This is a genomic window from Mucilaginibacter sp. P4_D1, from assembly GCF_056401935.1.
In genome coordinates, this window is sequence record NZ_JBFUIJ010000044.1 from 1 (window position 1) to 20,686 (window position 20,686).

General features: G+C 41.8%; 23 protein-coding genes. 13 read left to right on the plus strand and 10 right to left on the minus strand.

Features of this window, described 5'->3' with window-relative positions:
* On the plus strand, positions 1-119 hold a 119-nt coding region (locus tag AC1DV1_RS25515; protein WP_477360453.1), incomplete at its 5' end, for a transposase.
* A gap of 182 nt (positions 120-301) precedes the next feature.
* Here the strand turns inward: AC1DV1_RS25515 and AC1DV1_RS25520 are convergent.
* From AC1DV1_RS25520 to AC1DV1_RS25540, 5 genes are all read right to left on the minus strand, one after another.
* Positions 302-2,452 carry a carboxy terminal-processing peptidase gene (locus AC1DV1_RS25520; RefSeq protein ID WP_477365525.1) on the minus strand — a complete coding sequence of 717 codons (2,151 nt, stop codon included), beginning with the start codon at positions 2,450-2,452 and terminating at the stop codon, positions 302-304.
* 185 nt (positions 2,453-2,637) lie between these two features.
* The gene (locus AC1DV1_RS25525; protein ID WP_477365528.1) at positions 2,638-3,279 is read right to left on the minus strand and encodes a tetratricopeptide repeat protein; all 642 of its coding nucleotides are present in this window, start codon (positions 3,277-3,279) and stop codon (positions 2,638-2,640) included.
* A 296-nt stretch (positions 3,280-3,575) separates the two neighbouring features.
* Positions 3,576-4,268, minus strand: a complete 693-nt coding sequence (locus AC1DV1_RS25530; protein ID WP_477365530.1) for a response regulator transcription factor — start codon at positions 4,266-4,268, stop codon at positions 3,576-3,578.
* A gap of 88 nt (positions 4,269-4,356) precedes the next feature.
* On the minus strand, positions 4,357-6,177 hold the full coding sequence (locus AC1DV1_RS25535) for a sensor histidine kinase (RefSeq protein WP_477365533.1): 1,821 nt from the start codon (positions 6,175-6,177) through the stop codon (positions 4,357-4,359).
* A gap of 187 nt (positions 6,178-6,364) precedes the next feature.
* Complete coding sequence (locus AC1DV1_RS25540) at positions 6,365-6,730, minus strand: DUF3127 domain-containing protein (protein ID WP_477365536.1); 366 nt, start codon at positions 6,728-6,730, stop codon at positions 6,365-6,367.
* Positions 6,731-6,813: 83 nt separating this feature from the next.
* On the opposite strand from AC1DV1_RS25540, the gene AC1DV1_RS25545 reads away from it, so the two are divergent.
* Positions 6,814-7,998, plus strand: a complete 1,185-nt coding sequence (locus AC1DV1_RS25545; RefSeq protein WP_477365539.1) for a THUMP domain-containing class I SAM-dependent RNA methyltransferase — start codon at positions 6,814-6,816, stop codon at positions 7,996-7,998.
* A gap of 24 nt (positions 7,999-8,022) precedes the next feature.
* Entirely contained in the window at positions 8,023-8,520 is a 498-nt protein-coding gene (locus AC1DV1_RS25550; RefSeq protein WP_477365542.1) for a hypothetical protein, read from the plus strand.
* A 9-nt stretch (positions 8,521-8,529) separates the two neighbouring features.
* Here AC1DV1_RS25550 and cysM read toward each other — a convergent pair whose 3' ends face one another.
* The 3 genes from cysM to AC1DV1_RS25565 all read right to left on the minus strand — a co-directional run bounded on the left by cysM (position 8,530) and on the right by AC1DV1_RS25565 (position 11,047).
* The gene (cysM, locus tag AC1DV1_RS25555; protein ID WP_477365545.1) at positions 8,530-9,402 is read right to left on the minus strand and encodes a cysteine synthase CysM; all 873 of its coding nucleotides are present in this window, start codon (positions 9,400-9,402) and stop codon (positions 8,530-8,532) included.
* Between the two features lie 42 nt (positions 9,403-9,444).
* Complete coding sequence (gene epsC, locus AC1DV1_RS25560) at positions 9,445-10,275, minus strand: serine O-acetyltransferase EpsC (RefSeq protein ID WP_477365548.1); 831 nt, start codon at positions 10,273-10,275, stop codon at positions 9,445-9,447.
* A 124-nt stretch (positions 10,276-10,399) separates the two neighbouring features.
* Positions 10,400-11,047, minus strand: a complete 648-nt coding sequence (locus AC1DV1_RS25565; protein ID WP_477365551.1) for a hypothetical protein — start codon at positions 11,045-11,047, stop codon at positions 10,400-10,402.
* Between the two features lie 191 nt (positions 11,048-11,238).
* On the opposite strand from AC1DV1_RS25565, the gene AC1DV1_RS25570 reads away from it, so the two are divergent.
* The 7 genes from AC1DV1_RS25570 (at position 11,239) to AC1DV1_RS25600 (ending at position 16,922) form a co-directional block, all read left to right on the plus strand.
* The gene (locus AC1DV1_RS25570; RefSeq protein WP_477365554.1) at positions 11,239-12,123 is read left to right on the plus strand and encodes a sugar phosphate isomerase/epimerase family protein; all 885 of its coding nucleotides are present in this window, start codon (positions 11,239-11,241) and stop codon (positions 12,121-12,123) included.
* A 105-nt stretch (positions 12,124-12,228) separates the two neighbouring features.
* Positions 12,229-12,777, plus strand: coding sequence for a peroxiredoxin (locus AC1DV1_RS25575; RefSeq protein WP_477365557.1), 549 nt, complete (start codon positions 12,229-12,231; stop codon positions 12,775-12,777).
* A gap of 9 nt (positions 12,778-12,786) precedes the next feature.
* A complete protein-coding gene (locus tag AC1DV1_RS25580; protein ID WP_477365560.1) occupies positions 12,787-13,122 on the plus strand; it encodes a DUF1475 family protein in 336 nt (111 codons plus the stop codon).
* On the plus strand, positions 13,115-13,909 hold the full coding sequence (locus AC1DV1_RS25585) for a DUF1295 domain-containing protein (RefSeq protein WP_477365563.1): 795 nt from the start codon (positions 13,115-13,117) through the stop codon (positions 13,907-13,909). The genes AC1DV1_RS25580 and AC1DV1_RS25585 overlap by 8 nt, the downstream gene beginning before the upstream one ends.
* Positions 13,910-14,338: 429 nt before the next feature.
* On the plus strand, positions 14,339-14,668 hold the full coding sequence (locus tag AC1DV1_RS25590) for a type II toxin-antitoxin system RelE/ParE family toxin (RefSeq protein WP_477365566.1): 330 nt from the start codon (positions 14,339-14,341) through the stop codon (positions 14,666-14,668).
* Between the two features lie 19 nt (positions 14,669-14,687).
* A complete protein-coding gene (locus AC1DV1_RS25595) occupies positions 14,688-15,785 on the plus strand; it encodes a helix-turn-helix domain-containing protein (RefSeq protein ID WP_477365569.1) in 1,098 nt (365 codons plus the stop codon).
* A gap of 12 nt (positions 15,786-15,797) precedes the next feature.
* Positions 15,798-16,922 carry a beta family protein gene (locus AC1DV1_RS25600; protein WP_477365572.1) on the plus strand — a complete coding sequence of 375 codons (1,125 nt, stop codon included), beginning with the start codon at positions 15,798-15,800 and terminating at the stop codon, positions 16,920-16,922.
* On the opposite strand, the gene AC1DV1_RS25605 is transcribed toward AC1DV1_RS25600, so the two are convergent.
* Positions 16,919-17,689, minus strand: a complete 771-nt coding sequence (locus AC1DV1_RS25605; protein WP_477365575.1) for a sce7726 family protein — start codon at positions 17,687-17,689, stop codon at positions 16,919-16,921. The genes AC1DV1_RS25600 and AC1DV1_RS25605 overlap by 4 nt on opposite strands.
* Before the next feature lie 428 nt (positions 17,690-18,117).
* Positions 18,118-18,546 carry an NUDIX hydrolase gene (locus AC1DV1_RS25610; protein WP_477365578.1) on the minus strand — a complete coding sequence of 143 codons (429 nt, stop codon included), beginning with the start codon at positions 18,544-18,546 and terminating at the stop codon, positions 18,118-18,120.
* A gap of 404 nt (positions 18,547-18,950) precedes the next feature.
* Here AC1DV1_RS25610 and rplM point away from each other — a divergent pair, with 404 nt between their 5' ends.
* The 3 genes from rplM to rpsB are packed head-to-tail and all read left to right on the plus strand — an operon-like array spanning position 18,951 to position 20,683.
* Positions 18,951-19,388, plus strand: coding sequence for a 50S ribosomal protein L13 (gene rplM / locus AC1DV1_RS25615; RefSeq protein WP_477365581.1), 438 nt, complete (start codon positions 18,951-18,953; stop codon positions 19,386-19,388).
* Positions 19,389-19,414: 26 nt separating this feature from the next.
* Entirely contained in the window at positions 19,415-19,801 is a 387-nt protein-coding gene (gene rpsI / locus AC1DV1_RS25620) for a 30S ribosomal protein S9 (RefSeq protein WP_477365584.1), read from the plus strand.
* An 18-nt stretch (positions 19,802-19,819) separates the two neighbouring features.
* Positions 19,820-20,683, plus strand: a complete 864-nt coding sequence (gene rpsB / locus AC1DV1_RS25625; protein WP_477365587.1) for a 30S ribosomal protein S2 — start codon at positions 19,820-19,822, stop codon at positions 20,681-20,683.
* Positions 20,684-20,686 lie beyond the last annotated feature (3 nt).

Consider the following 20,686-nt stretch of genomic DNA (forward strand, 5'->3'; position numbering starts at 1 on the left):
GGGGAAATATCAAACAGAACCACGGGTTCCGACGCTTCATGCTCCGTGGGAAAGAAAAAGTAGCGATAGAATGGGGCTTACTTTCAATCGCACAAAACCTAAGAAAAAAAGCTGCCTAAAGGCCTTCTTTTCACTCGTTCTTAATCAATAATATTCGTTAGTTCGAAATCAACATCAAAAAACTACTTGAAATCGATTTATCCGCCGTAAAATAAAAAGACCGCATCATTTGATTTATGATACGGCCTCATTTTCTTTTTCGTCATCTGCACATCTGAAATTTGCACATCTGCCTATCCAACTAAGGTTTCACACTCGTAAACTTCGATCCTAAGCTGATGTAATCAGTCATGATCTGGCCTACCTCGCGTTTTACAAAGTCAAGATCTTCATTTTTAGGTCGTTTGTCGCCTTTTTTAAGTGCGGGAAGGCCTAATGCCACACGGCGCAGGTTGTTGCGTTCAAGCGCTTTTTGCTCGTCGGCATCGCGTTGTTTCTTCAAATCAGCCTCGTTTAAGGTTACGCTACCTTCAGTATCGTGTTTTTTAAAGTCGGCAATATCTTCCAGCATATATTTGTAGCTGTCGCTGGTAGCCATGCGTTGGTCGTGCATTTTTTTAAGCTGAGGCAATACCGCGGTAAAATCGCCGGCTTTTGTAAAATCGCTTTTCTCAATCACATCAAAAGGCATCGCCGATGGCTCGGTATCCTCGCCATATTTATCCAAAGGAATTAATGATGGGAACTGGATATCCGGCATAACTCCTTTATGTTGGGTTGAATTGCCACTGATACGATAAAACTTAGCTATAGTTAAATTTAACTGGCCGTAAGTGCTCTGGCTGCCTGTGGAAACCTTCATGGTGCCTTTTTTTGCACCGGGGGTAACTGTATTGGCTAACTGATTAATCTTGTCGCGGATTGGCGAGCCCAAAATCCGATCAAGGTCGATTGCGTTTTGTACCGAACCTTTACCATAGGTTTGAGTGCCAAGAATTAGCCCGCGGCCATAATCCTGTATAGCACCAGAGAAAATTTCAGATGCTGAAGCGCTAAAACGATCAACAAGTACACCCAGCGGGCCTGAATAAGTAACCGATAGATCTTCATCTTTCTCTACATCTACCTGGTCTTTAGTATCCCGAACTTGTACTACCGGGCCCGATTTGATGAATAAGCCAGTAAGTTCGATAGCTTCCATTAATGAGCCCCCACCGTTTTCGCGTAAGTCAATCACTACACCATCAACATTTTCCTGTTTCAGGCTATCCAGCAATAATTTAACGTCGTGAGTGGTACTTTTATAGTTGGGGTTGCCCGCTTTGTAATCGTTATAATCGATGTAAAATGCAGGGATAGATATCACCCCTATTTTAACTGCTTTGCCATTACTGTTATAGGTACGAATCTCCTTTTTGGCCGATTGATCCTTTAAAATAATTTTTTCGCGCACCATTTCTACAGTTTTTGGTTTGCTGCCCGCACCAGCTCCAGCCGGTAAAATCTCAAGCCTTACCGTTGTGCCTTTTGTGCCGCGAATAAGGGCGATAGCATTTTCAACCCTCCAGCCAACTACGTTCTGGAACTCGCCTTCTTTGCCTTGCGCAACACCAACAATGCGATCGTCGATAGATATTTGCTTACTTTTATCAGCAGGGCCACCCGGTACCACCGATTTGATAGTTACGTATTCATTTTCAACTAACAGGGAAGCACCTATACCTTCTAACTGACGAGACATTTCGATATTGAAATTAGCCGCGTTCGATGGGTTAAAGTAATTGGTGTGCGGATCGATAGCCTCGGTAAAGGCATCCATAAAATATTGAAAAACATCCTGGTTAGATAGCTTATTGGCTTGCGACAATAAGTTTTCGTAACGTTTTTTAAGTGTTTCTTTATTTTTAGCCATATCCGGGCTGGCTATTTTCAGGTTCAGCAGGTCGTATTTAACGCGCTGTCCCCACATATCATCCATTTCGGCTTGATTAGCAGGCCATGGCAGTTTATCACGATCGTAAACAAATGATTCTTTTTTATCAAAATCAAAGCTTTTATTTAACCGGGCCAACGAGTAATTAACATGCTCAATGTACCTTTTTTGAAACACATTGAAAATATAAAAAGCATCATTAAGGTTACCTGCTTTAATATCATCATCAAGCACTGTTTTGTATTTTTCAAAGTCTTTAACATCTGACGCTAAAAAATAGCTGTGGTTTTCGTCTAATGATTTGATGTACCGGTTGTATATAATTGTCGATATAGAATCATTCAACTCAACCTTTTTATAATTGTAATTGGTAATCAGTTCGGCAATCTTTTTGCACACGATAACCTGTTGCTCATCTGGCTGCAAATCCGAGGCTGCAACTTTAATTGGTTTTGATGGCGATGCCTTACATGCAAGTGCAGCGGCCAGTAATACTAATAAATATACTTTCTTAAACATATTTTTTACTGTAGTTAAATCGGGAGTGGTGTAAAACATCAATACTTGTGCCTAATAAATTATTGCTAATGTAAAAAAAAGAGACAGTCAAAATGCTGTCTCTTAATAACAATAACAATTATACGATAATGTTTTACTTGTAGTATACAAGCAATGGCATTTTACGCTATTGTTACATAAAAAATTTATTTAATTACCTTTTTAGGCTCCTGCTCGGCGGTTTCCGCATAACGGATCTCGGCTTTCGGGTTATCTTTATTGTCTTGCAGGTAGCGCATCTGCTTATTAATACTGGCAACATCGGCCGTAAAGCCGTGGCTATTGGCCATATCGCGGGCTTCGTTCAAATCCTGCATAGCCTGGGTAAAATCGCCGTAGCCCGCTTTGCAGGTTGCCAGCCCCATTAAGCTGGTAATGGTATGCTTATCGTCGTTTTGCTGGCGCGATATCAGGAGGCTTTGCAGCCAATACCATTTAGCTTCGGATAAGCGGTTTTGCTTAAGGTACATTTGCGCCAGATCGCTAAAATTATAGCTTGCCGCATTGTACACCCTGAACCTCATATTATGCTGGGCGGTTTTCATTACCGCCATCTCCTGTAGGTAAAGCGAATAGGAGGCGAGATCAAGGTTAACAGTGGTAATTTTATGTTTAGCTAACTGCGCCGCAGGTAGCCGGCCAATGGAGTGGTCTTTTACATCAGCAATCAGCGGAAAGCGCTCGTGTTTTTTAAATACGTTACCTATGCTTTTAGCCGGTTTTACCCACCATTGTGCCGATGCGGATATACTTGCGGAGCATAAGATAATTAGTAAAAGATATCTCATTGAGCCTTTTGTCTGAGTTTAATAAATTAATCAGTAAACAAATATAATTATAAAAGCCAGTTAATCAATACCCTAAAAGGGGGAAATGCCAGCCTTATTCATTTTGTAAGTGGATTTAACGGAGCGTGGGGAGATAATGTTATGCTCGCTTAACCCTACTCCTGCTAATGTATTGACAATAAGGCAGAATAAAATTTCTTTTTGGTTTAAAAATTTATCCCAAAACCCTCCCCGGTCAAGAACTGGCTCTTAGTAAGGTTTTACAACCCTCCCGGTAAACGCATCCGAAACTCCTGCTAATTGATTAGCAATTTGTAGCCCCGGCCATGTACATTAATGATCTCTACATTGGGGTCATCTTTTAAATACTTCCGGATTTTGCTTAAAAACACATCCATACTACGGCCGTTAAAATAATTATCGTCATGCCAAATATTCAGGAGTGCTTCTTCGCGGGTAAGTACTTCGTTTTTACGCATGCATAGCAGGCGTAAAAGTTCGGCCTCTTTGGTAGATAGCTTTTGAAGTGTTTCGCCTATGGTGATGATTTGCGAGGTATAATCAAAAGTATAGCGGCCAATTTTAAAGCTGGTTTGCTTTTCCTCTTCAGTTTTTTCGGTACCGCTGCTGCGTTTCAGCAAGGCATTTATTCGCAACAGTAGTTCTTCTATACGGAATGGCTTGGTAATATAATCATCACCGCCTAGGTTAAAGGCCTGGGTTTTATCCTCAATCATGCCTTTGGCGGTGGCAAAAATAATGGGTACGTTGGGGTTTATTTTCCTGATATCTTTTCCAAGGGTAAAGCCATCTTTTTTGGGCATCATTACATCCAGTATCAGCAAATCAAATACATGTTTGGTAAATGTACGCAGCCCTTCTTCGCCATCTTTGCACAAGATAACATCAAATTTCCCTTTCAACTGCAGGTAGTCCTGTAGCAGTAAACCTAAATTGGCATCATCCTCAACCAGTAGTATTTTCTTCATGTTGTGTTTAGTCCGGAAGTCGGAAAAGTCCGATAAGTCCGAAAGTTTTTTTATTTTTTAGTCCGGAAGTCGGAAAGTCCGAGCTCATCTAAGCAACCGCGAATTTCAATTCAAATTCCGATCCTTTTTCTCTTTCAGATTTTACGCTGATACTGCCGTTCAATCGTTTTACGATGGTATTTACATAGCTTAAGCCCAGTCCAAAACCTTTAACATCGTGCAGGTTACCTGTAGGGATACGGTAAAACTGTTCAAATATTTTTGTTTGCTGATCGCGGCTCATGCCTATCCCTCTATCGGCCACCTTAATTACAACCTGCCCGTTTTTATTAAAAGTGCTGATGGTTATTTCGGGGTTTTCATGGCTATACTTTATTGCGTTATCGATAAGGTTATACAACACGTTTGAAAAATGAAGCTCGTCGGCAATTATTACCGCGTTTTCGGCTTCCAGTTCAAGTGTGGTTTTAGCGTTGCATTTATGCAGCTTAAGCGCCATACTATCCAATACAACCGCAATCATATCGTTTACATCAAGCGGTTTTTTATCAAGCTTAAAATCATTTTTTTCGATGCGGGCTATATTTAATACGCGCTCTATATGGCTACCTAAACGTTCGTTTTCCTCAAAAATTATATTGGCCAGGCGTAATACCCTATTTTGATCGTTTGTAATTTCCCTATCCTTTAAAGCCTCACTGGCAATCATGATGGTTGATACCGGGGTTTTAAACTCGTGGGTCATATTATTGATGAAATCTATTTTCATCTCTGATACTTTTTTCTGCTTCAGGATTGAGAAAATGGTATATCCAAAACAAAATATCAAAACGATAAGCAAACCGCCGGTAGTACCCATAGTAGCGGTCATTTTACTTAAGATAAGTGAGTTTTTTTGCGGAAACGATAGCTTGATCTTTCCCGGATCATTAATAACATCGCGGCTAAAAATAGCGGTTTGATAGGTATTGGCTGGTATAAACACTGGCTTGTTACCGTCCAGGTCACTGGCGTTGGAAAATATGAGTGAATCACTATTGGCTGTACTTACTTCGTAGCTAAAGGGCAAAGATATTCCCTTGTTATGTAGTTCAAAACGTAAAAGCGTATCTATCCAAAGCAGGTTTAAACGCTTAGTAAGTGGTTGTCCCGATCTGCTGTATTCTTCGGCCAGGTTAGCTATCACATTTGCCTTGCCGGGGTTTGTGTTTACGCTTACGTTTTGGATCGAATCGGTCTCCAGCATTCTTTTGATCTGGGCAACCTGTCTCTCCTTTTGCTTGCGCACTTGTTCGCGCTGCCACAGAGGATTAATGCGTGGTATCAAAATCAATTGCTTGCCAAATTGCGGGTCAGGGTATTCGTAACGCAACGTATCATATTTGCGCAGTTTGTGAGGTATTTTTGCGGTGTGGGTAATGTGCGTGCCAATTACCTGCTGTTTGTAGCTGGCATGCACTATGCCCGCATCATCGGTAAACTGTGCCATGGTAACTTTAATATCCACTGTGCCTTCCTGCTGTAGTAAATCGCTTAACTCATCATCAAGTTTTTGATGTTTAATCATGCGCTCAAGGCTATCGCGCAGCAGGGCTATTTTTTTTTGCCGCAGGGTTTGCCGCTTGCCTGGCTTAGCAGTAAACAGCTTATTTTCAGCACTTTTTACAACTTTTATTCCCGCGTCATCTATTTCTACTGCTTTAACCTGGGCTTTTGAATTTAAAAAGTTGTTGGCGTCCTGCTTGGTTACTTTTGATACCACGTTGTTAAGAGCCTCATTAACAGAGCGGTCAAAAAGTTCGGATTGCATTTGGTACGATTGCCTTAAAAAATACAATTGCATGGCCATTACACCCAAAAGTGCAAGTCCCATTAAACCAATAATCAAACCAATACTGCGTTTCTTCATTTGTTAACAAACAAAAATATTTTAAATAAGCCAACAAAGGGGCTATTTAACAAAATTTAACAATTGTAAATTAATAATAACGCTTTGAGATATAACCTATTGCCGGTAGCTGGCAGGTGAAGGAGAGGCAATAAAAAAAGGCCCCAATTGAGGCCTTTTCTTATATTTTATGCAAATGACAAACCAATTAAAATGGCAAATCATCGTCGTCGCTTGATGAGCTGATGTCTGCGGCCGGTGCTGCATACTCTGGCGAAGATGCTGCGCCTGCACCTGCAAGAACGTTAATTTTCCATAACTGTAACGAGTTGAAATAGCTTTTTTTGCCTGTTTTATCAGTCCATGGGCGGCCACGCAGGTTAAAGAAAACTTCAACGTCATCGCCTATCTTTACATTGTCAATCAAAGCACAGCGATCTTGTATAGCTTCGAACTTCAGATATTCAGGATATTGAGGGTTTTCAATATATTCTAATATCAATTCGCGCTTCTTTAGTGAGTCGGTTACCTGTTGTGTTGGCGACACTTCATGTACTTTACCTTTAACTTCCATAATCTTCAAATAATTTAAAATGTAAAGTTAATAGATAAGAAATTAAAATAGGGCGTTTTTAATGCTTAATTTCGCAAAATATCATGCAAGTTTTCCACAACGAAAGTAAAATAATAATTACCTGCAATAAAAGATTGTCAGGCTATCTTCAACAGGAGGTAGAGGCTTTGGGCTATACACCGGTCCGTGTTTTTCAAACCGGGGTGGAGCTTAAGGGCACAGTTACAGATACCATAGCGCTTAACTTAAACCTGCGTTGCGCAAGCCAGGTGCTTTATTTAATAAAGAGTTTTAAAGCCGCCGACCCTAAAGAACTATACGACGAGTTAGTGACCATTGAATGGGAAAAACTGATCGATTTCAGCGGGTACTTTTCGGTTACATCAAACGTTAATAACGAGCATATACTTACGCCTTTGTTTGCCAACGTAAAGGTGAAAGATGCTATTGTTGACAGGATTAAGGAGGTTAAAGGCATTCGCCCTAACTCTGGCGCCGAAGCAAATAAAACCCTGGTGCATTTGTATTGGCAGGACGATGAGGCCGATGTATTTATGGATACATCGGGCGAAACACTGGCCAAACATAGCTACCGCAAAATACCCGGCAAGGCCCCCATGCTTGAAGCTTTGGCCACATCAACCATTATGGCTACCAACTGGGACAGGAAGAGCACTTTTATTAACCCGATGTGCGGATCTGGCACTTTGGCTATTGAGGCGGCTCTGTTGGCTACCGATAAGCATCCCGGTTTATTCAGGATGAACTATGGTTTTATGCATATTATGGGGTACGATGAAAATGTGTTTTTTGTAGAGCGCCGTAAGTTGAAAGACAAGGCTAAGAAAGAAACAGGCTTTAAAATTATTGCTACTGATATATCGGAAGACGCCATAGATATTGCTCAAAAAAATGCTAAAACTGCGGGAGTAGAACATTTAATTGATTTTGCTGTTTGTGATTTTGAAGATACCGAAGTACCCGAAGAACCCGGAGTAGTAATGTTTAACCCGGAATATGGAGAACGCTTAGGTGTGCACAGCAAACTGGAGATTACTTATAAAAGGATGGGCGACTTTTTGAAAAAGAAATGCCTTGGTTACAGGGGATATGTTTTTACAGGAAATCCCGACCTTGCGAAAAAGATAGGCTTACGCCCATCGCGCAGAATTGAGTTTTATAATGGCAAGCTGGATTGCCGTTTATTTGAGTATGAGTTATATGATGGCAGCAAGCGCGACCCGAGTGAACGCCCGCAGCCCAGGTAACCAGTTAACACAAGAATATCATTAATGAAAAAGATCATATTATTAGCCGTAGTAGTTTTATCATCCTTTTGCGCAATGGCGCAAACACAACTTGCATTCCCTTTCCAGGGTGGCGCACCTGTGATGAGTTCCTTTTTTAAAGACAGCGTTGTGGTATCGCCCGAGATAATTAAAAAAAGGGCCGCCGGAACAGCCGTTTTTAAATTTACTGCCGATACAAAGGGCACGATAACAAGAATAGTGATTTATTATGCTGACGACTATGTTTTAACAGTGCCTATTATTGAAGCTTTAAAAAAATCAACCCATAAATGGATTATCCCCGATCATGAAAAGACTCATGATTTTGTATTGCCCTTCTCTGTAGGCTTCATTCCGCCGGCCTTACCGGGTAAGAGTTTAGAGAAGCACATGTTTGATTTTTATGCCCAACGCAAGCCAATAATTACAGATAATCAAATTCCGCTTGATAACGCTACGTTATTGCCAACGGTGGTTATCAGTTACGAGCTGGGGCAATAAGCTAAAATACTATCCAAACAACTCGCTGCTCAGATACCTGTCGCCACGATCGCAGCAAATAAATACGATTAGGCCTTCTTTTAATTCGGAGGCTAATTTTATAGCTGCAGATAAGGCGCCGCCACTGCTCATGCCGGCAAATACGCCCTCAACTTTGGCCAGTTCGCGTGCCCTTTGGGTAGCTTCTTCTTCCGAAATATCCATTACCCTATCAACCCTTGATGCATCAAATATTTTAGGCAGATAAGCCGCGGGCCACCTGCGGATGCCGGGGATAGATGAGCCCTCTGTAGGCTGGCAGCCTACTATCTGGATATCGTCATTTTGCTGTTTAAGGTACATAGAACAGCCCATAATAGTGCCTGTGGTGCCCATCGCGCTCACAAAATGGGTTATTTTGCCTTCCGTATCGCGCCAAATCTCGGGGCCGGTGCTTTTAATATGTGCGCCAAAATTATCCGGGTTTGCAAACTGGTTTACCAGGTAAAATTCGCCGGTTGCGGCCCGTTCTTCGGCGTAATCACGGCAAAGCTCAATGCCTTCTAACAAAGTTACTTTGGCCCCAAAAGCCTCCATGGTAAGCGTGCGTTCGCGGGTGGAGTTTGATGGCATTACCAATTCAATCTCCAAATCAAACAAGCGGGCAATCATAGCCAACGCTATACCTGTATTGCCGCTGGTAGCCTCAATTAATTTGGTGCCGGGTTTAATATCGCCACGCTCGATCGCGCTGCGGATCATGTTAAGTGATGCGCGGTCTTTAACACTGCCGCCGGGGTTGTTGCCTTCCAGCTTGGCAAATATCTGCACGTTGGGATTGGGGTTCAGCTTTTTTATTTCAACCATAGGCGTGTTGCCTATTAAATCAATGAGTGTAGCCATTGTTGTTTTGTTTTGGTAGATGTAAAACAGATGGTATCATTATTATTTTTGCTCGCCAAAAATGCGCCGGGTTAGTTTTTTCAGAATACGGATGCTTGGCGTGTGGTACACCCTTGAATTGGGTGGCAGGCTTTTGGTTAGCCATACATTTCCTCCAACAACGCTGTTGCTGCCTATCACCGTTTCGCCACCAAGTATGGTAGCGCCAGAGTATATAACCACATTATCTTGTACCGTTGGGTGGCGTTTGGTAAATGCCATACTTTTATCAACACTTAGTGCACCAAGTGTAACGCCCTGGTATAATTTAACATGCGCGCCGATGGTGCAGCTTTCGCCGATGACAATGCCGGTGCCATGGTCAATGTAAAAATAATCACCTATAACGGCTGCCGGGTGAATGTCGATACCTGTTTTTGAGTGGCCATATTCGGTCAGTATCCTGGGGATCAATGGAATATCGCGGGTATATAAGCTGTGTGCCAGCCGGTAAAGCGAAATTGCAAAGAAGCCCGGGTAGGTGCGGATAACCTCGAACTCGCTGCGGGCAGCCGGATCGCCGTTAAATATAGCCTGTATATCGGTATTTAAAACCTGGTAAAGCTGCGGCAGGGATTCAAAAAAGCCGGCAGCACGTTTTTTGTTGTCGCAATCGGCACAGGCGCTGGTGGCCTCCATAATTTTGTAAAGTTCAGCCTCCAGCAGCGCAAATTCCGACTTTAGTTCGTCAACAGTTGAAAAGATTTTTGCTGTTTGCTCCGGATATAGCAAATGAATAACGCGCAGCGCCCACCGGGTAATTTCCTTGTTAGACGGCACGTAGTCAAGCTTTTGCTGCTTGGTAAAAATTTGCCCGTAAAATTCTTCACTCATGTTTTATAATACGCTGTTGAGGAGCAACAATCGTTTTGTACTGCAAGTTTAGGGAAAAGAATGTTGTTTATATGTAAAATGGCTACTTAATTGATGGGGATAGTGACTTTTGTATTCAAAAAAGTTAATGGTACAGCCGGAAAAATACCCCTATAAACAGGTACCCCGAATTATATTTTATTGGGGCATAATATTTTGATCGTAACCGGTTGATGCCCGCGCCGTAATTTGAACTATCATAACCCAGCTCCAGCCCAACGCTGGCATGTTCGGTTGGAATGGAAAAGGTTATCATGGGCGAATAAGCAAAGGTATAGCCTGCGTTTGTTGATTTGCCCTCCAGTTTTTCAGTATAATCATCACGGGGTTCGCTGTAGCGGTATACATCGCCATATCCAACATTATAGCCTCCTTTTATGGAGAGGGCAACGGCTATTTGTACATCGCTTTCGGGATTGATACAATAGTGGGGCGTTACAGCGATACCGGTATACAGGGTTGTGCCTTCAAAGCGCTTGTAATCATCATCAAAATAAAAATTATAACTCATTACATCGGCGAAACCGGTAATATCAAACCCGGAATGGCCGCCGGCAAAAACTTTCCCGTAGCCGATATTAACCCGGAACGAACCTTTGCTTACATTGCTGTCGAGCAGATCTGCCATTGGCTGCATAGTGCCAATCCTGATCAGCAAACCACTTGATTGCGCATGCGTTTTTAATGCGCAGCAAAACAAAAACACTAAAACCAAACCTGCAGGGAGTTTCATATTTGTATTGTGATAGGTGTAAAAGCAAAAGGTGTAAGGCCGTTTGTAACAATATGACTGCTTTTTAATTGCTTAGTTTAATTAAACTATTCAAATAAAATCAAGTCTTTGCTTTTAGTATTGTTTATACAGTATATTTACATCACCAATCATAAACACCACCAATTCTTCACTAATTATAAAATATAATTATGACTACCAGACGTTCATTTATTAAAACTTCGGCTGTGCTTACTGCCGGACTTTTAGCAGCACCAAACTTATTTGCTTACGACAAAAAACAAATAGGCCTGCAGTTATATACCATTCGCGATGCCATGGCGAAAGACCCTGCCGCCGCATTAGCTAAAGTAGCTAAGTTAGGGTACAACACCGTTGAAGGTGCAACTTACACAGGCACCGAATTGTTTTATGGCATGAATGCCAAGGGTTTTGCCAGCTTATTGGCGCAGGAAGGCCTTGCAATGCCAAGCGCGCATTATCGCCTTGGCGAGGAGCAGGTTAATGGCGCATCGCAAATAGGAACCATCCTTAACGACTGGAAAAGGGCCGTTGATGATGCCGCCGCCGTTGGTGCCAAATACATGGTTTGCGCTTACTTATCACAATCAGAACGGGGCGACGTGGAGCATTATAAAAAAGTAGCGGGCTTACTTGATGTTGCCGGTCAAACATGTAAAAATTCGGGCATCCAGTTATGTTACCATAACCACGATTTTGAATTTATACAGGATAACGGACAATACCCGTACGAGATTCTGTTAACAACCACTGATGCCGACAATGTAAAAATGGAAATGGATTTGTACTGGATGACCAAAGCCGGACAAGACCCGATTGCCTTTTTTAATAAATACCCGGGCCGTTTCCCATTGTTACACATGAAGGATATGGACAGCACTCCCGAAAAGAAATTTACCGAGGTAGGTAATGGTGTTATCGATTTTAAAAAGATCCTGGCCCAATCAAAAAAGGCAGGCGTAAAATATTTCTTTGTTGAACAGGATATATGCCCCGGCGATCCGTTTGATAGTATCGCCAAAAGCATCAGCTATATCAAAAAGAATTTGGTATAAAATCTTTGTTACAAGCATAAAATACAGGCCGTCACTATAAAACAAAGTGATGGCCTTTTTATTTTACGATAATTAAATCGCTTGTACTCAAAAATTTCGTAGGTTATGGAAATGAACACCACTATGCTAAAATATTTGCTTATTATATTAGGGGCTTCCTTCCTGTTTACCTGCGCGGCACAAGCCCAAACCGGTAAAGAATTACTAACCGGCGACGCCATGCCCTCATTTTCGCTGCTCGACCAAAATGGCAAGGAATTTAAAACCGCCGACTACGTGGGCAAAAAGGTTTTGGTTATTTATTTTTATCCAAAAGATGAAAGTATGGTTTGCACCAAAGAAGCCTGCGCCTTTAGGGATAGTTTTGACCAGTTTACCAAGGCCGGCGCTATGGTGATAGGCATAAACGGCGGCACGGTTGCCAGCCATAAAGGCTTTGCCGACCATTACAAACTGCCGTTTACTTTACTAAGCGACCCCGACAACAAGGTTTATAACCAATTTGGCATCCACAAAAAGTTTTTTATGACCGGCCGCGAAACTTTTATCGTGGATTTGAAGGGCAAAATAGTTTACACCCACGAAGCCATGATGCAGGGTAAAGAACACTCGGACGATGCGCTTGCATTCATCAAGGCCGCAAAAACCAAATAAGCAAAGGCCATGATCAATGCCTTAAAAATTCTGTTTAGCATTGTTTTGGTGTGGATGTGTTATGTGGTGATAACAACCAGCCTGAACAGCAACCTGTTTACCAATTGGGATTACCTGGGTTCCATCCCCTGGATGCGGGCTACGCTATGGGATTTTTACGCCAATGTTTTGGTTATATTTGTTTGGGTATGCTATAAAGAGAAGTATATCATTGTTAAAATTACCTGGCTCATCTTATTATTTGCGCTGGGCAGTATTGCCAGCTGTGCTTTTGTGCTCATCCAGCTTTTCCGGCTTAAACCGGGCGAGGGGGTAAAAGAATTATTCGGGAAGAAAAATGGATAACAGTTCGCTTTTGTGTTTGGTAATTTATTGCCTGTTGGCCTGTTGCGGCATTATGGTGCTGGTATGGCTTTGGGCACATCAAATTAAAAACGCGGGCGTGGTTGATATTTTTTGGTCGTACAACTTCCCGGTTATTGCCATTATCCTGTTTTTTTTAGCCCCCGGTTATCACGACCGCAAGGTATTGATATGTGCCATGGTAATAATAGCCGGCGTGCGATTAGGCACACACCTGGCTACCCGTATCACCAGGCATTTAAATGATGAAGAAGGCCGTTACCAACAATTACGTAAAGAGTGGGCACCCAATGCCGAAAAGAAGTTTTTCTTTTTCTTCCAGTTCCAGACCATATCAAATGTGCTTTTGGCCATTCCCTTTTTTATCTCTTGCCTTAACACCAAAACTGTATTATCCCCGCTGGAGTACGCCGGTTTTATCCTTTGGTTTATCAGTGTAACCGGCGAAACCATTGCCGACAGGCAGCTGGCCACCTTTAAAAGTGATCCGGCCAATAAAGGGAAGATTTGCCAAATAGGCCTTTGGAACTACTCGCGCCACCCCAATTATTTTTTTGAGTGGCTTATGTGGGTTTCCTATTTCGTTTTCGCGTTAGGATCGCCCTGGGGATTTTTGGCTATCATTAGCCCGGCTGTAATTTTGTACCTGCTATTAAAAGTTACCGGCATCCCCGCCACCGAAGAACAATCTCTGCGCTCCAAAGGCCCGGCTTTTAAAGAATACCAGGCCAGTACCAGTGTGTTTGTGCCCTGGTTTAAAAAGAAGTAGGGTTATAGTGACGGGGGCAATCAAGATGAAAATTTCGCGCGCAAAGGCGCTAAGACGCAAAGTGATTTGCTTGCGTTGCCGAGCCGCCAGCCTTGTGCGCCCGCTGATAGGTAAACGCCATGCTAAGTAATAATATGCAAATCCCGAATGTTTGTTTCATCCGGGATTTTGTATTTTTAAACTGATTCTCAATTTTAGCTTCTGATCTATGTTGTCACCGCACCAGCCAGAGCTTGTTTTTTGCATATGCTTCAGTTGCAAATCTATGTAATACCGGACTTCAGTAAGGCCAACTGGAAGTGGTGCGGTGAAAACACCGGCCACAGGCTAAATAAATTACTGAAAATAAACACCTTATTGTTTGTCGTTTATAAAATGTTAAGTACCTTTGCTAAAAACATTACCGAATTTCGGTAATAAAAAAATTAGATGAAGGTAACGTATTCAAATAAGGTCAAGAAAAAGCTGAGCTCGGCATCGGAGATTAAGAAGGCCTATGGAACCATGGCTAAGAAGGTTCAGGCTAGATTGGACGAAATCAAGGCATCTCCGAATCTGAAAGTCTTAATGCAGATACCTGCCGCAAATTGCCATGCATTATCAGGTAATAAAAACGGCGAGTGGGCATTGGATATTTCAGCAAATTACAGAATGCTATTTGAGATCAGTCATGACCCGGTCCCGAAAAAGGATAACGGTGAAATTGAGACCATAGAAGTGACGGACGTTAAGATCTTAGACACGACAGATTATCATTAATCTCCCAAAGGAAACACACATGAGCAGCAAGACTAATATAGAAAGAGAATTATTAACAAAACCTGGCGATACGATATTGGAAACGATTGAATATCTAAGAATGAGCCAGGCAGAGTTAGCAGAAAGACTCGGCAAGACCCCAGCTAAAGTGAACGATCTAATCTCAGGGAAAGCACCGATCACCATCAATACCGCCATGCTATTGGAAAAGGTACTTGGTATTGATATGCAATTCTGGTTGAACAGAGAAATGCATTATCGAGAGAAACTTGCACGGATCGAGCAAGAAGAATTTTTGGAACAATGTATGGACTGGTTGAAAGAACAACCCATAAAGGAGCTTCAGAAATTTGGTTACTTAAAGACACAAAAAGCAAGTACTGAAATGGTGGAGGAATGTCTGCAATTTTATGGCGTAGCATCTCCTGTGCAATGGCAGAATATTTATATCGATAGTTATGCACAGACCAGCTTCAGAAAAAGCACCGCTTATACGACCTTATTAAGCAGTATGGCAGCCTGGTTGCGGATCGGCGAATTGAAATTAAGACAACAGCAGCTTCCGGAATTTAATAAAGAAGAATTCAAGGCCGCTTTGATCAGCATCAAGCCCTTGGTTGAAACTCAGCCTGAAGACTTTCCTACAACATTGAAGTCACTATGTGAAAAGGCAGGTGTCGCGGTTATTTATTCTAATAGCCTGCCAAAGGCACCCATCAGCGGTGCCACTAGATGGGTAGGCGGCACCCCATTGATACAGATCACTGACAGATATAGGACCAACGATCATTTTTGGTTCACATTTTATCACGAGGCAGGCCACATTTTACTGCATGGGAAAAAAGATGTCTTTATTGAAGATTTTGATGGGGTTGAAAATGATAAAAATAAAGAGGCCGAGGCGAACGACTTCGCGCGCGATTGGTTACTTCCTGATACATTTCTTGAAGAGATCACCGGCGATATCACCGAAGGAACAGTTCGACGGATAGCTCGGAACTATGCGACACATCCCGCAATCGTTATTGGCCGCCTTCAAAACTTAAATAAAGTACCACATCATTTTGGAGCCAACCTGAAGGTCAGAATTAACTTAGATTATTTTATAGAATACTAGTAAATTAAAGTCATGAATGCACCAACCTATATCCCGGTTTTCAGGTTACGTCAACAAGAAAAAAAAGTATTGACCAGTTTCGATTTTGGAACAGATATGTATCCATACGTCGAAATATTTAAGCACTTCGAACAACAGCCACGAGCGCCTAAACCTGGATCAAAAACAAAACCTAAGCCTGCAAAACGCTTTAATGAGATCTACTTACCCACGCTTAGGCAGATCAAAAGCGATAAGATCTTTGTTGATCTTCCGGTGCATTTAAAGGTGTCCAACAAAATGAAAAAAGAGGTGGTAGAATTCTTGCGTGGCGTAGTTGGGAAACGGGATATACGGACATCACATTTAATTAGCCTAAATAGCATTAGTGAAAAAGTGATCCCCGTGATCAGTACATATTCCCAACGGACCGGTGAGCCCAACTCTATCAAGCTACAGGAAGCTGACCTAAGGCCCGCTTTTCAGACCCTGGCATTCCGGACATCGGCATTAACCTTTTCCAATGACATGATCCAGATTAGTGCCCTCGCTCAATCGCGTGATTTTTTATTCGTCGATCTGGAAGAACGTTGCCTTGCGAACTTTGATGATATAGATGCTGTCCAGTTCATGATAGACCATCTTAAAATTTTCGATGCTTGTCATGTGGTATTAATGAATAGTCCGATAGATCACATGATAACGAACACGGGGTTGGACCATGGCGAAAAGATTGACCGTATCGACAATTCTCTAATGAACAAGTTTGAAAGTTTTGGAGCCAATAGTTTTGCTGACCAAGCCGGCGTAAAGCGGGACGTGGTTGAAAGTGGCGGCGGCATAAGTCCGGGATTCATCTACTATGATGCGGTAGAAAATTCTTTTTATGGCTTCAAAGGCCTAAAACGAGCAGAGCCGGAACTTGATGACTTCAGGGCGATCATCATACGTGACGTATTAACTTCGGCACCAACCGAGCGTATGCGAAGATCTCGACTAAGTTACCTTTGCCGAGAAAATATTGGCTGGCGTATGATAGAAGATATGTGGGCTGAAACTGAACCTTGGAAAAGCCAGGCAAAGTTCAAGAGAATTGCCATGGAACATTACCTTCACTGCATGAAAGCCAAAATTTCCGATGGTTATTTTGTGCTTTAGGAATATATATTGACAGGATTTATGTTCATGTTAAAAAAGAACTGGATGTCGATCGGCAAAATATCGTTAGAATGTTCGACGATAAAATTCCATCTTGAACGATACCTTTCCTTTAATACAACCTTAAATCGATCATTGATCTGAGCGGTACTGAGTTCATCTTTAATAACGTTCACATCGGTTAATCCATAATGCGTTTTTAACTCTTTTTTTGACAATAATGCTAATTGGGTATCAGCATGTAGCGACCGGTTAAAAATGGGTTTTCTAACAACCGAATGCCCAATTTTATCCACGGTAATTACCCCGAAACTCTTGGGAATGATGTCAATGCAGCGGTTATAATGTCGTTCGTGGATAACGATGTTATTGAACTCGAAAGCCGTCAAATAATCATTAGATTGCTTAGCAAGTTTATCGAGGTTGTCAAGGCTGGATTTGATCTCGTAGCTGGTTGTAAACCCATTTATCGTTAAAAAATCGACGCGGCTATTTTTCACTTTGATCTCATATGCAGCAACAAGGTCAGCGTGTTGAAACGCTTGAAAAAGGCGATATTTAAGAACCTGTTCGCCTTCATAGCCATCAATTACCAGGTCATTGATTTTTTTATGCAGATCCAGTTTGCAAAACTTTTTCAATTTACTTTCAGGATAGATCGGATTGAGCATCTCCCTTAACTTTGGGACATAGTCTAGCGTATTATAGTTCTTGACTAATTCTCTAACTAACTTTAAATCAACGTTACTATAATCGGTAAGATTCATATCTGAAATGGCGGCGAAAATAAGGTAAAAAACGATGGCATTGGAAAATATATTATAATTGTGACATCATAAAATATCTATTTCAAGAATTGATTTTAAGGTACAAATTATTTATTGAAGTATCAGCCCCCGCGAGTACTTTTTGCCCCCCCCTGCTACCGCAAGTGTTCGTTGCTGCCGCCTCCAGGCTTGTGACCCGCTGATAGGTAAACGCCATGCCAAGTAATAACTATACAAATCCCGAATCTTTGTTTCATCCCGAATTTTGTATTTTAAAAAGGACTCAGAATTTGCAAAGCGAAAGAATTGAGTTTGACGAGAAACATAGTAAATTGTCCTAAAGGCGCGGCGCATACTTAGCACGCGGGCCACAAGTGAGGACACTTGCGGCAGCGGGGGGGGGGGGGCATTTCACGATTGACACAATGTTAGTCGATTAAGTTTGAATTAAACAGATATTGAAGGATCAACTTGTCCACAGGCGAACTTTTATCTTTGTCATTAAATGTCAAAAAATCGATCTCCTCGATCTCATTTGTCGGCTGTAATGTCCCTGAATATTCTCCAATATAACAGGTCATTTTTACAATAACTCCCGCTGTGTGACCATGAGCCTGACTTTTGAATACTCCCATGTACTTAATAGTTGAAAGTATAAGTTCAACATTAAGTTCTTCTCTGATCTCTCTGGCAAGCGCCTCCATGTCATTTTCCCCCTTCTCTCTTTTTCCTCCGGGAAGATACCAGGTATTTTTGCCTGCCGATCTTGAACTTAATACCTTTTTATCTTTAATGTAAATTAAAGCAAGTTTATCGATTTCTGTAATTGGCTGTTGATCGCCATTTTTTTCGTTCATAATTTCCATAGGGGGGAACATCGGGGTTTTCTTACTATGTTTTCAGAAAATTATAAAATAAATGGCAAATTGTGAAATGATTCGAGTGCTGCCCCAGCTCGGATAACTTGTAGCTCCGGCTACCGCAAGGTCTTATCGCTGCCGCCCCGATTAACCATCGGGGCGGCAGCGGTGATCTGATCACTTTTGCGTCTTAACGTCTTTGAGCGACAAATACCGATAAACATTTGCAGTCGCAGCTAACTTGTTAACAAAAGCCTTTGGTTTTAATTGCCTGAACAGCAGGGTGAATAACGGCCTAAAAATTAGTGCAAAACTATTTGTTAATAACATAATAAGCTGTATCTTTGCAGTCCCGAAAATGCGGGGTATAATAAACGTTTAAACAATTTAATTTAAAGCAAGTGAATACGTTAAGTTACAAAACTGTCTCAGCCAACAAAAAAACCGTTAACAAACAATGGGTTGTTGTTGACGCACAAGGCGAGATTTTGGGGCGCTTGTCCACTAAGATCGCAATGATCATCCGTGGTAAAACCAAGCCAGATTTCACCCCGAACGTAGACTGCGGTGATAATGTAATAGTTATCAATGCAGACAAGGTAAAGTTGACCGGAAACAAATTCAGCGCAAAGCAGTATGTTTCTTACACTGGTTATCCAGGTGGTCAGCGTTTCATTTCTCCTAAGGAGTTAATGGCAAAACATCCGGAACGCGTAATTGAAAAAGCCGTTCGTGGTATGTTACCTAAAAGTCGTTTGGGTAAAGCATTATTTGGTAACCTGTATGTATATGCAGGTGGCGAGCATCCACATGAGGCCCAAAATCCAACAACCATTTAACTTTTTAATTTCAAAGGAGAAAAAAAATGCCAACAACTAACACTTCAGGCAGAAGAAAAACAGCCGTTGCCCGCATCTACCTTACAGAAGGAAGTGGTGCGATCATCGTTAACGGTAAAGATTACAAAGAGTACTTCCCAACATTGCCATTACAGTACATCGTAACTCAGAGCACTGAGGTTTCTGGTAGCACCGGAAAATTTGATGTTAAAGTAAATGTTGCAGGTGGTGGCGTAAAAGGACAGGCAGAAGCCGTTCGTTTAGCTATCGCTAAAGCCATTGTTGAACTGGATCCTGAAAAGAAACCAGCATTACGCGCTAAAGGTATTATGACTCGCGATGACCGTATGGTTGAGCGTAAGAAACCAGGTCGTAAGAAAGCACGTAAGAGATTCCAATTCAGTAAACGTTAATCACAGGAGGACAACACAATGGCAAGAACAACATATCAGGATTTACTGGATGCAGGTGTACACTTTGGTCACCTTACCCGCAAATGGGATCCGAAAATGTCACAGTACATTTTCATGGAGCGTAACGGTATCCACATTATCGATTTAAATAAAACCTTAACTAAGGTTGAAGAAGCTGCTGCAGCTATCAAACAAATAGTAAAATCAGGCCGTAAGGTATTATTCGTAGCTACAAAGAAACAAGCGAAAGATATCGTTGCTGATTATGCAAAAAGTGTAAACATGCCATACATCACCGAGCGTTGGTTGGGTGGTATGTTAACCAACTTTGCAACCGTACGTAAGTCGATCAAAAAGATGTCAAACATCGATAAATTGACTAAAGATGGTACTTATAGCAACCTTTCTAAAAAAGAAAGACTGATGATACAACGTGAGCGTATCAAATTAGAAACCCTTTTAGGTGGTATTGCTGATTTGAACCGTTTACCTGCAGCATTATTTTTGATCGACGTTAAGAAAGAGCACATCGCTGTTTCTGAGGCTTTGAAGTTGAACATCCCTACATTTGCTATGGTTGATACCAACTCTGATCCTTCAAACATCGATTTCCCTATCCCGGCGAATGACGATGCTACCAAATCAATTTCATTGATTACCAGCATTATCATCAAAGCGATTGAAGAAGGTTTGGAAGAACGCAAACGCGATAAAGAAGACGAAGCAGAAAAAGAAGCAGTTGCAGCTAAATCAAAAGCTGATGCTCCTGAAGTAAAAGACCGCAGCGAAAACGAAGGCGGTAAAAGAACCAGGAAAACAGCCGAAGTTGCAGACGTGGTAGCAGAAGCTGACACTGAAGCACCTGCCGAAACAGAAGAGTAATTA

Coding starts and splice junctions, on each gene's coding strand:
- AC1DV1_RS25520 (WP_477365525.1), bottom strand. CDS start 2,452: ATGTTTAAGAAAGTATATTTATTAGTATTACTGGCCGCTGCACTTGCA.
- AC1DV1_RS25525 (WP_477365528.1), bottom strand. CDS start 3,279: ATGAGATATCTTTTACTAATTATCTTATGCTCCGCAAGTATATCCGCA.
- AC1DV1_RS25530 (WP_477365530.1), bottom strand. CDS start 4,268: ATGAAGAAAATACTACTGGTTGAGGATGATGCCAATTTAGGTTTACTG.
- AC1DV1_RS25535 (WP_477365533.1), bottom strand. CDS start 6,177: ATGAAGAAACGCAGTATTGGTTTGATTATTGGTTTAATGGGACTTGCA.
- AC1DV1_RS25540 (WP_477365536.1), bottom strand. CDS start 6,730: ATGGAAGTTAAAGGTAAAGTACATGAAGTGTCGCCAACACAACAGGTA.
- AC1DV1_RS25545 (WP_477365539.1), top strand. CDS start 6,814: ATGCAAGTTTTCCACAACGAAAGTAAAATAATAATTACCTGCAATAAA.
- AC1DV1_RS25550 (WP_477365542.1), top strand. CDS start 8,023: ATGAAAAAGATCATATTATTAGCCGTAGTAGTTTTATCATCCTTTTGC.
- cysM (WP_477365545.1), bottom strand. CDS start 9,402: ATGGCTACACTCATTGATTTAATAGGCAACACGCCTATGGTTGAAATA.
- epsC (WP_477365548.1), bottom strand. CDS start 10,275: ATGAGTGAAGAATTTTACGGGCAAATTTTTACCAAGCAGCAAAAGCTT.
- AC1DV1_RS25565 (WP_477365551.1), bottom strand. CDS start 11,047: ATGAAACTCCCTGCAGGTTTGGTTTTAGTGTTTTTGTTTTGCTGCGCA.
- AC1DV1_RS25570 (WP_477365554.1), top strand. CDS start 11,239: ATGACTACCAGACGTTCATTTATTAAAACTTCGGCTGTGCTTACTGCC.
- AC1DV1_RS25575 (WP_477365557.1), top strand. CDS start 12,229: ATGGAAATGAACACCACTATGCTAAAATATTTGCTTATTATATTAGGG.
- AC1DV1_RS25580 (WP_477365560.1), top strand. CDS start 12,787: ATGATCAATGCCTTAAAAATTCTGTTTAGCATTGTTTTGGTGTGGATG.
- AC1DV1_RS25585 (WP_477365563.1), top strand. CDS start 13,115: ATGGATAACAGTTCGCTTTTGTGTTTGGTAATTTATTGCCTGTTGGCC.
- AC1DV1_RS25590 (WP_477365566.1), top strand. CDS start 14,339: ATGAAGGTAACGTATTCAAATAAGGTCAAGAAAAAGCTGAGCTCGGCA.
- AC1DV1_RS25595 (WP_477365569.1), top strand. CDS start 14,688: ATGAGCAGCAAGACTAATATAGAAAGAGAATTATTAACAAAACCTGGC.
- AC1DV1_RS25600 (WP_477365572.1), top strand. CDS start 15,798: ATGAATGCACCAACCTATATCCCGGTTTTCAGGTTACGTCAACAAGAA.
- AC1DV1_RS25605 (WP_477365575.1), bottom strand. CDS start 17,689: ATGAATCTTACCGATTATAGTAACGTTGATTTAAAGTTAGTTAGAGAA.
- AC1DV1_RS25610 (WP_477365578.1), bottom strand. CDS start 18,546: ATGAACGAAAAAAATGGCGATCAACAGCCAATTACAGAAATCGATAAA.
- rpsI (WP_477365584.1), top strand. CDS start 19,415: ATGCCAACAACTAACACTTCAGGCAGAAGAAAAACAGCCGTTGCCCGC.
- rpsB (WP_477365587.1), top strand. CDS start 19,820: ATGGCAAGAACAACATATCAGGATTTACTGGATGCAGGTGTACACTTT.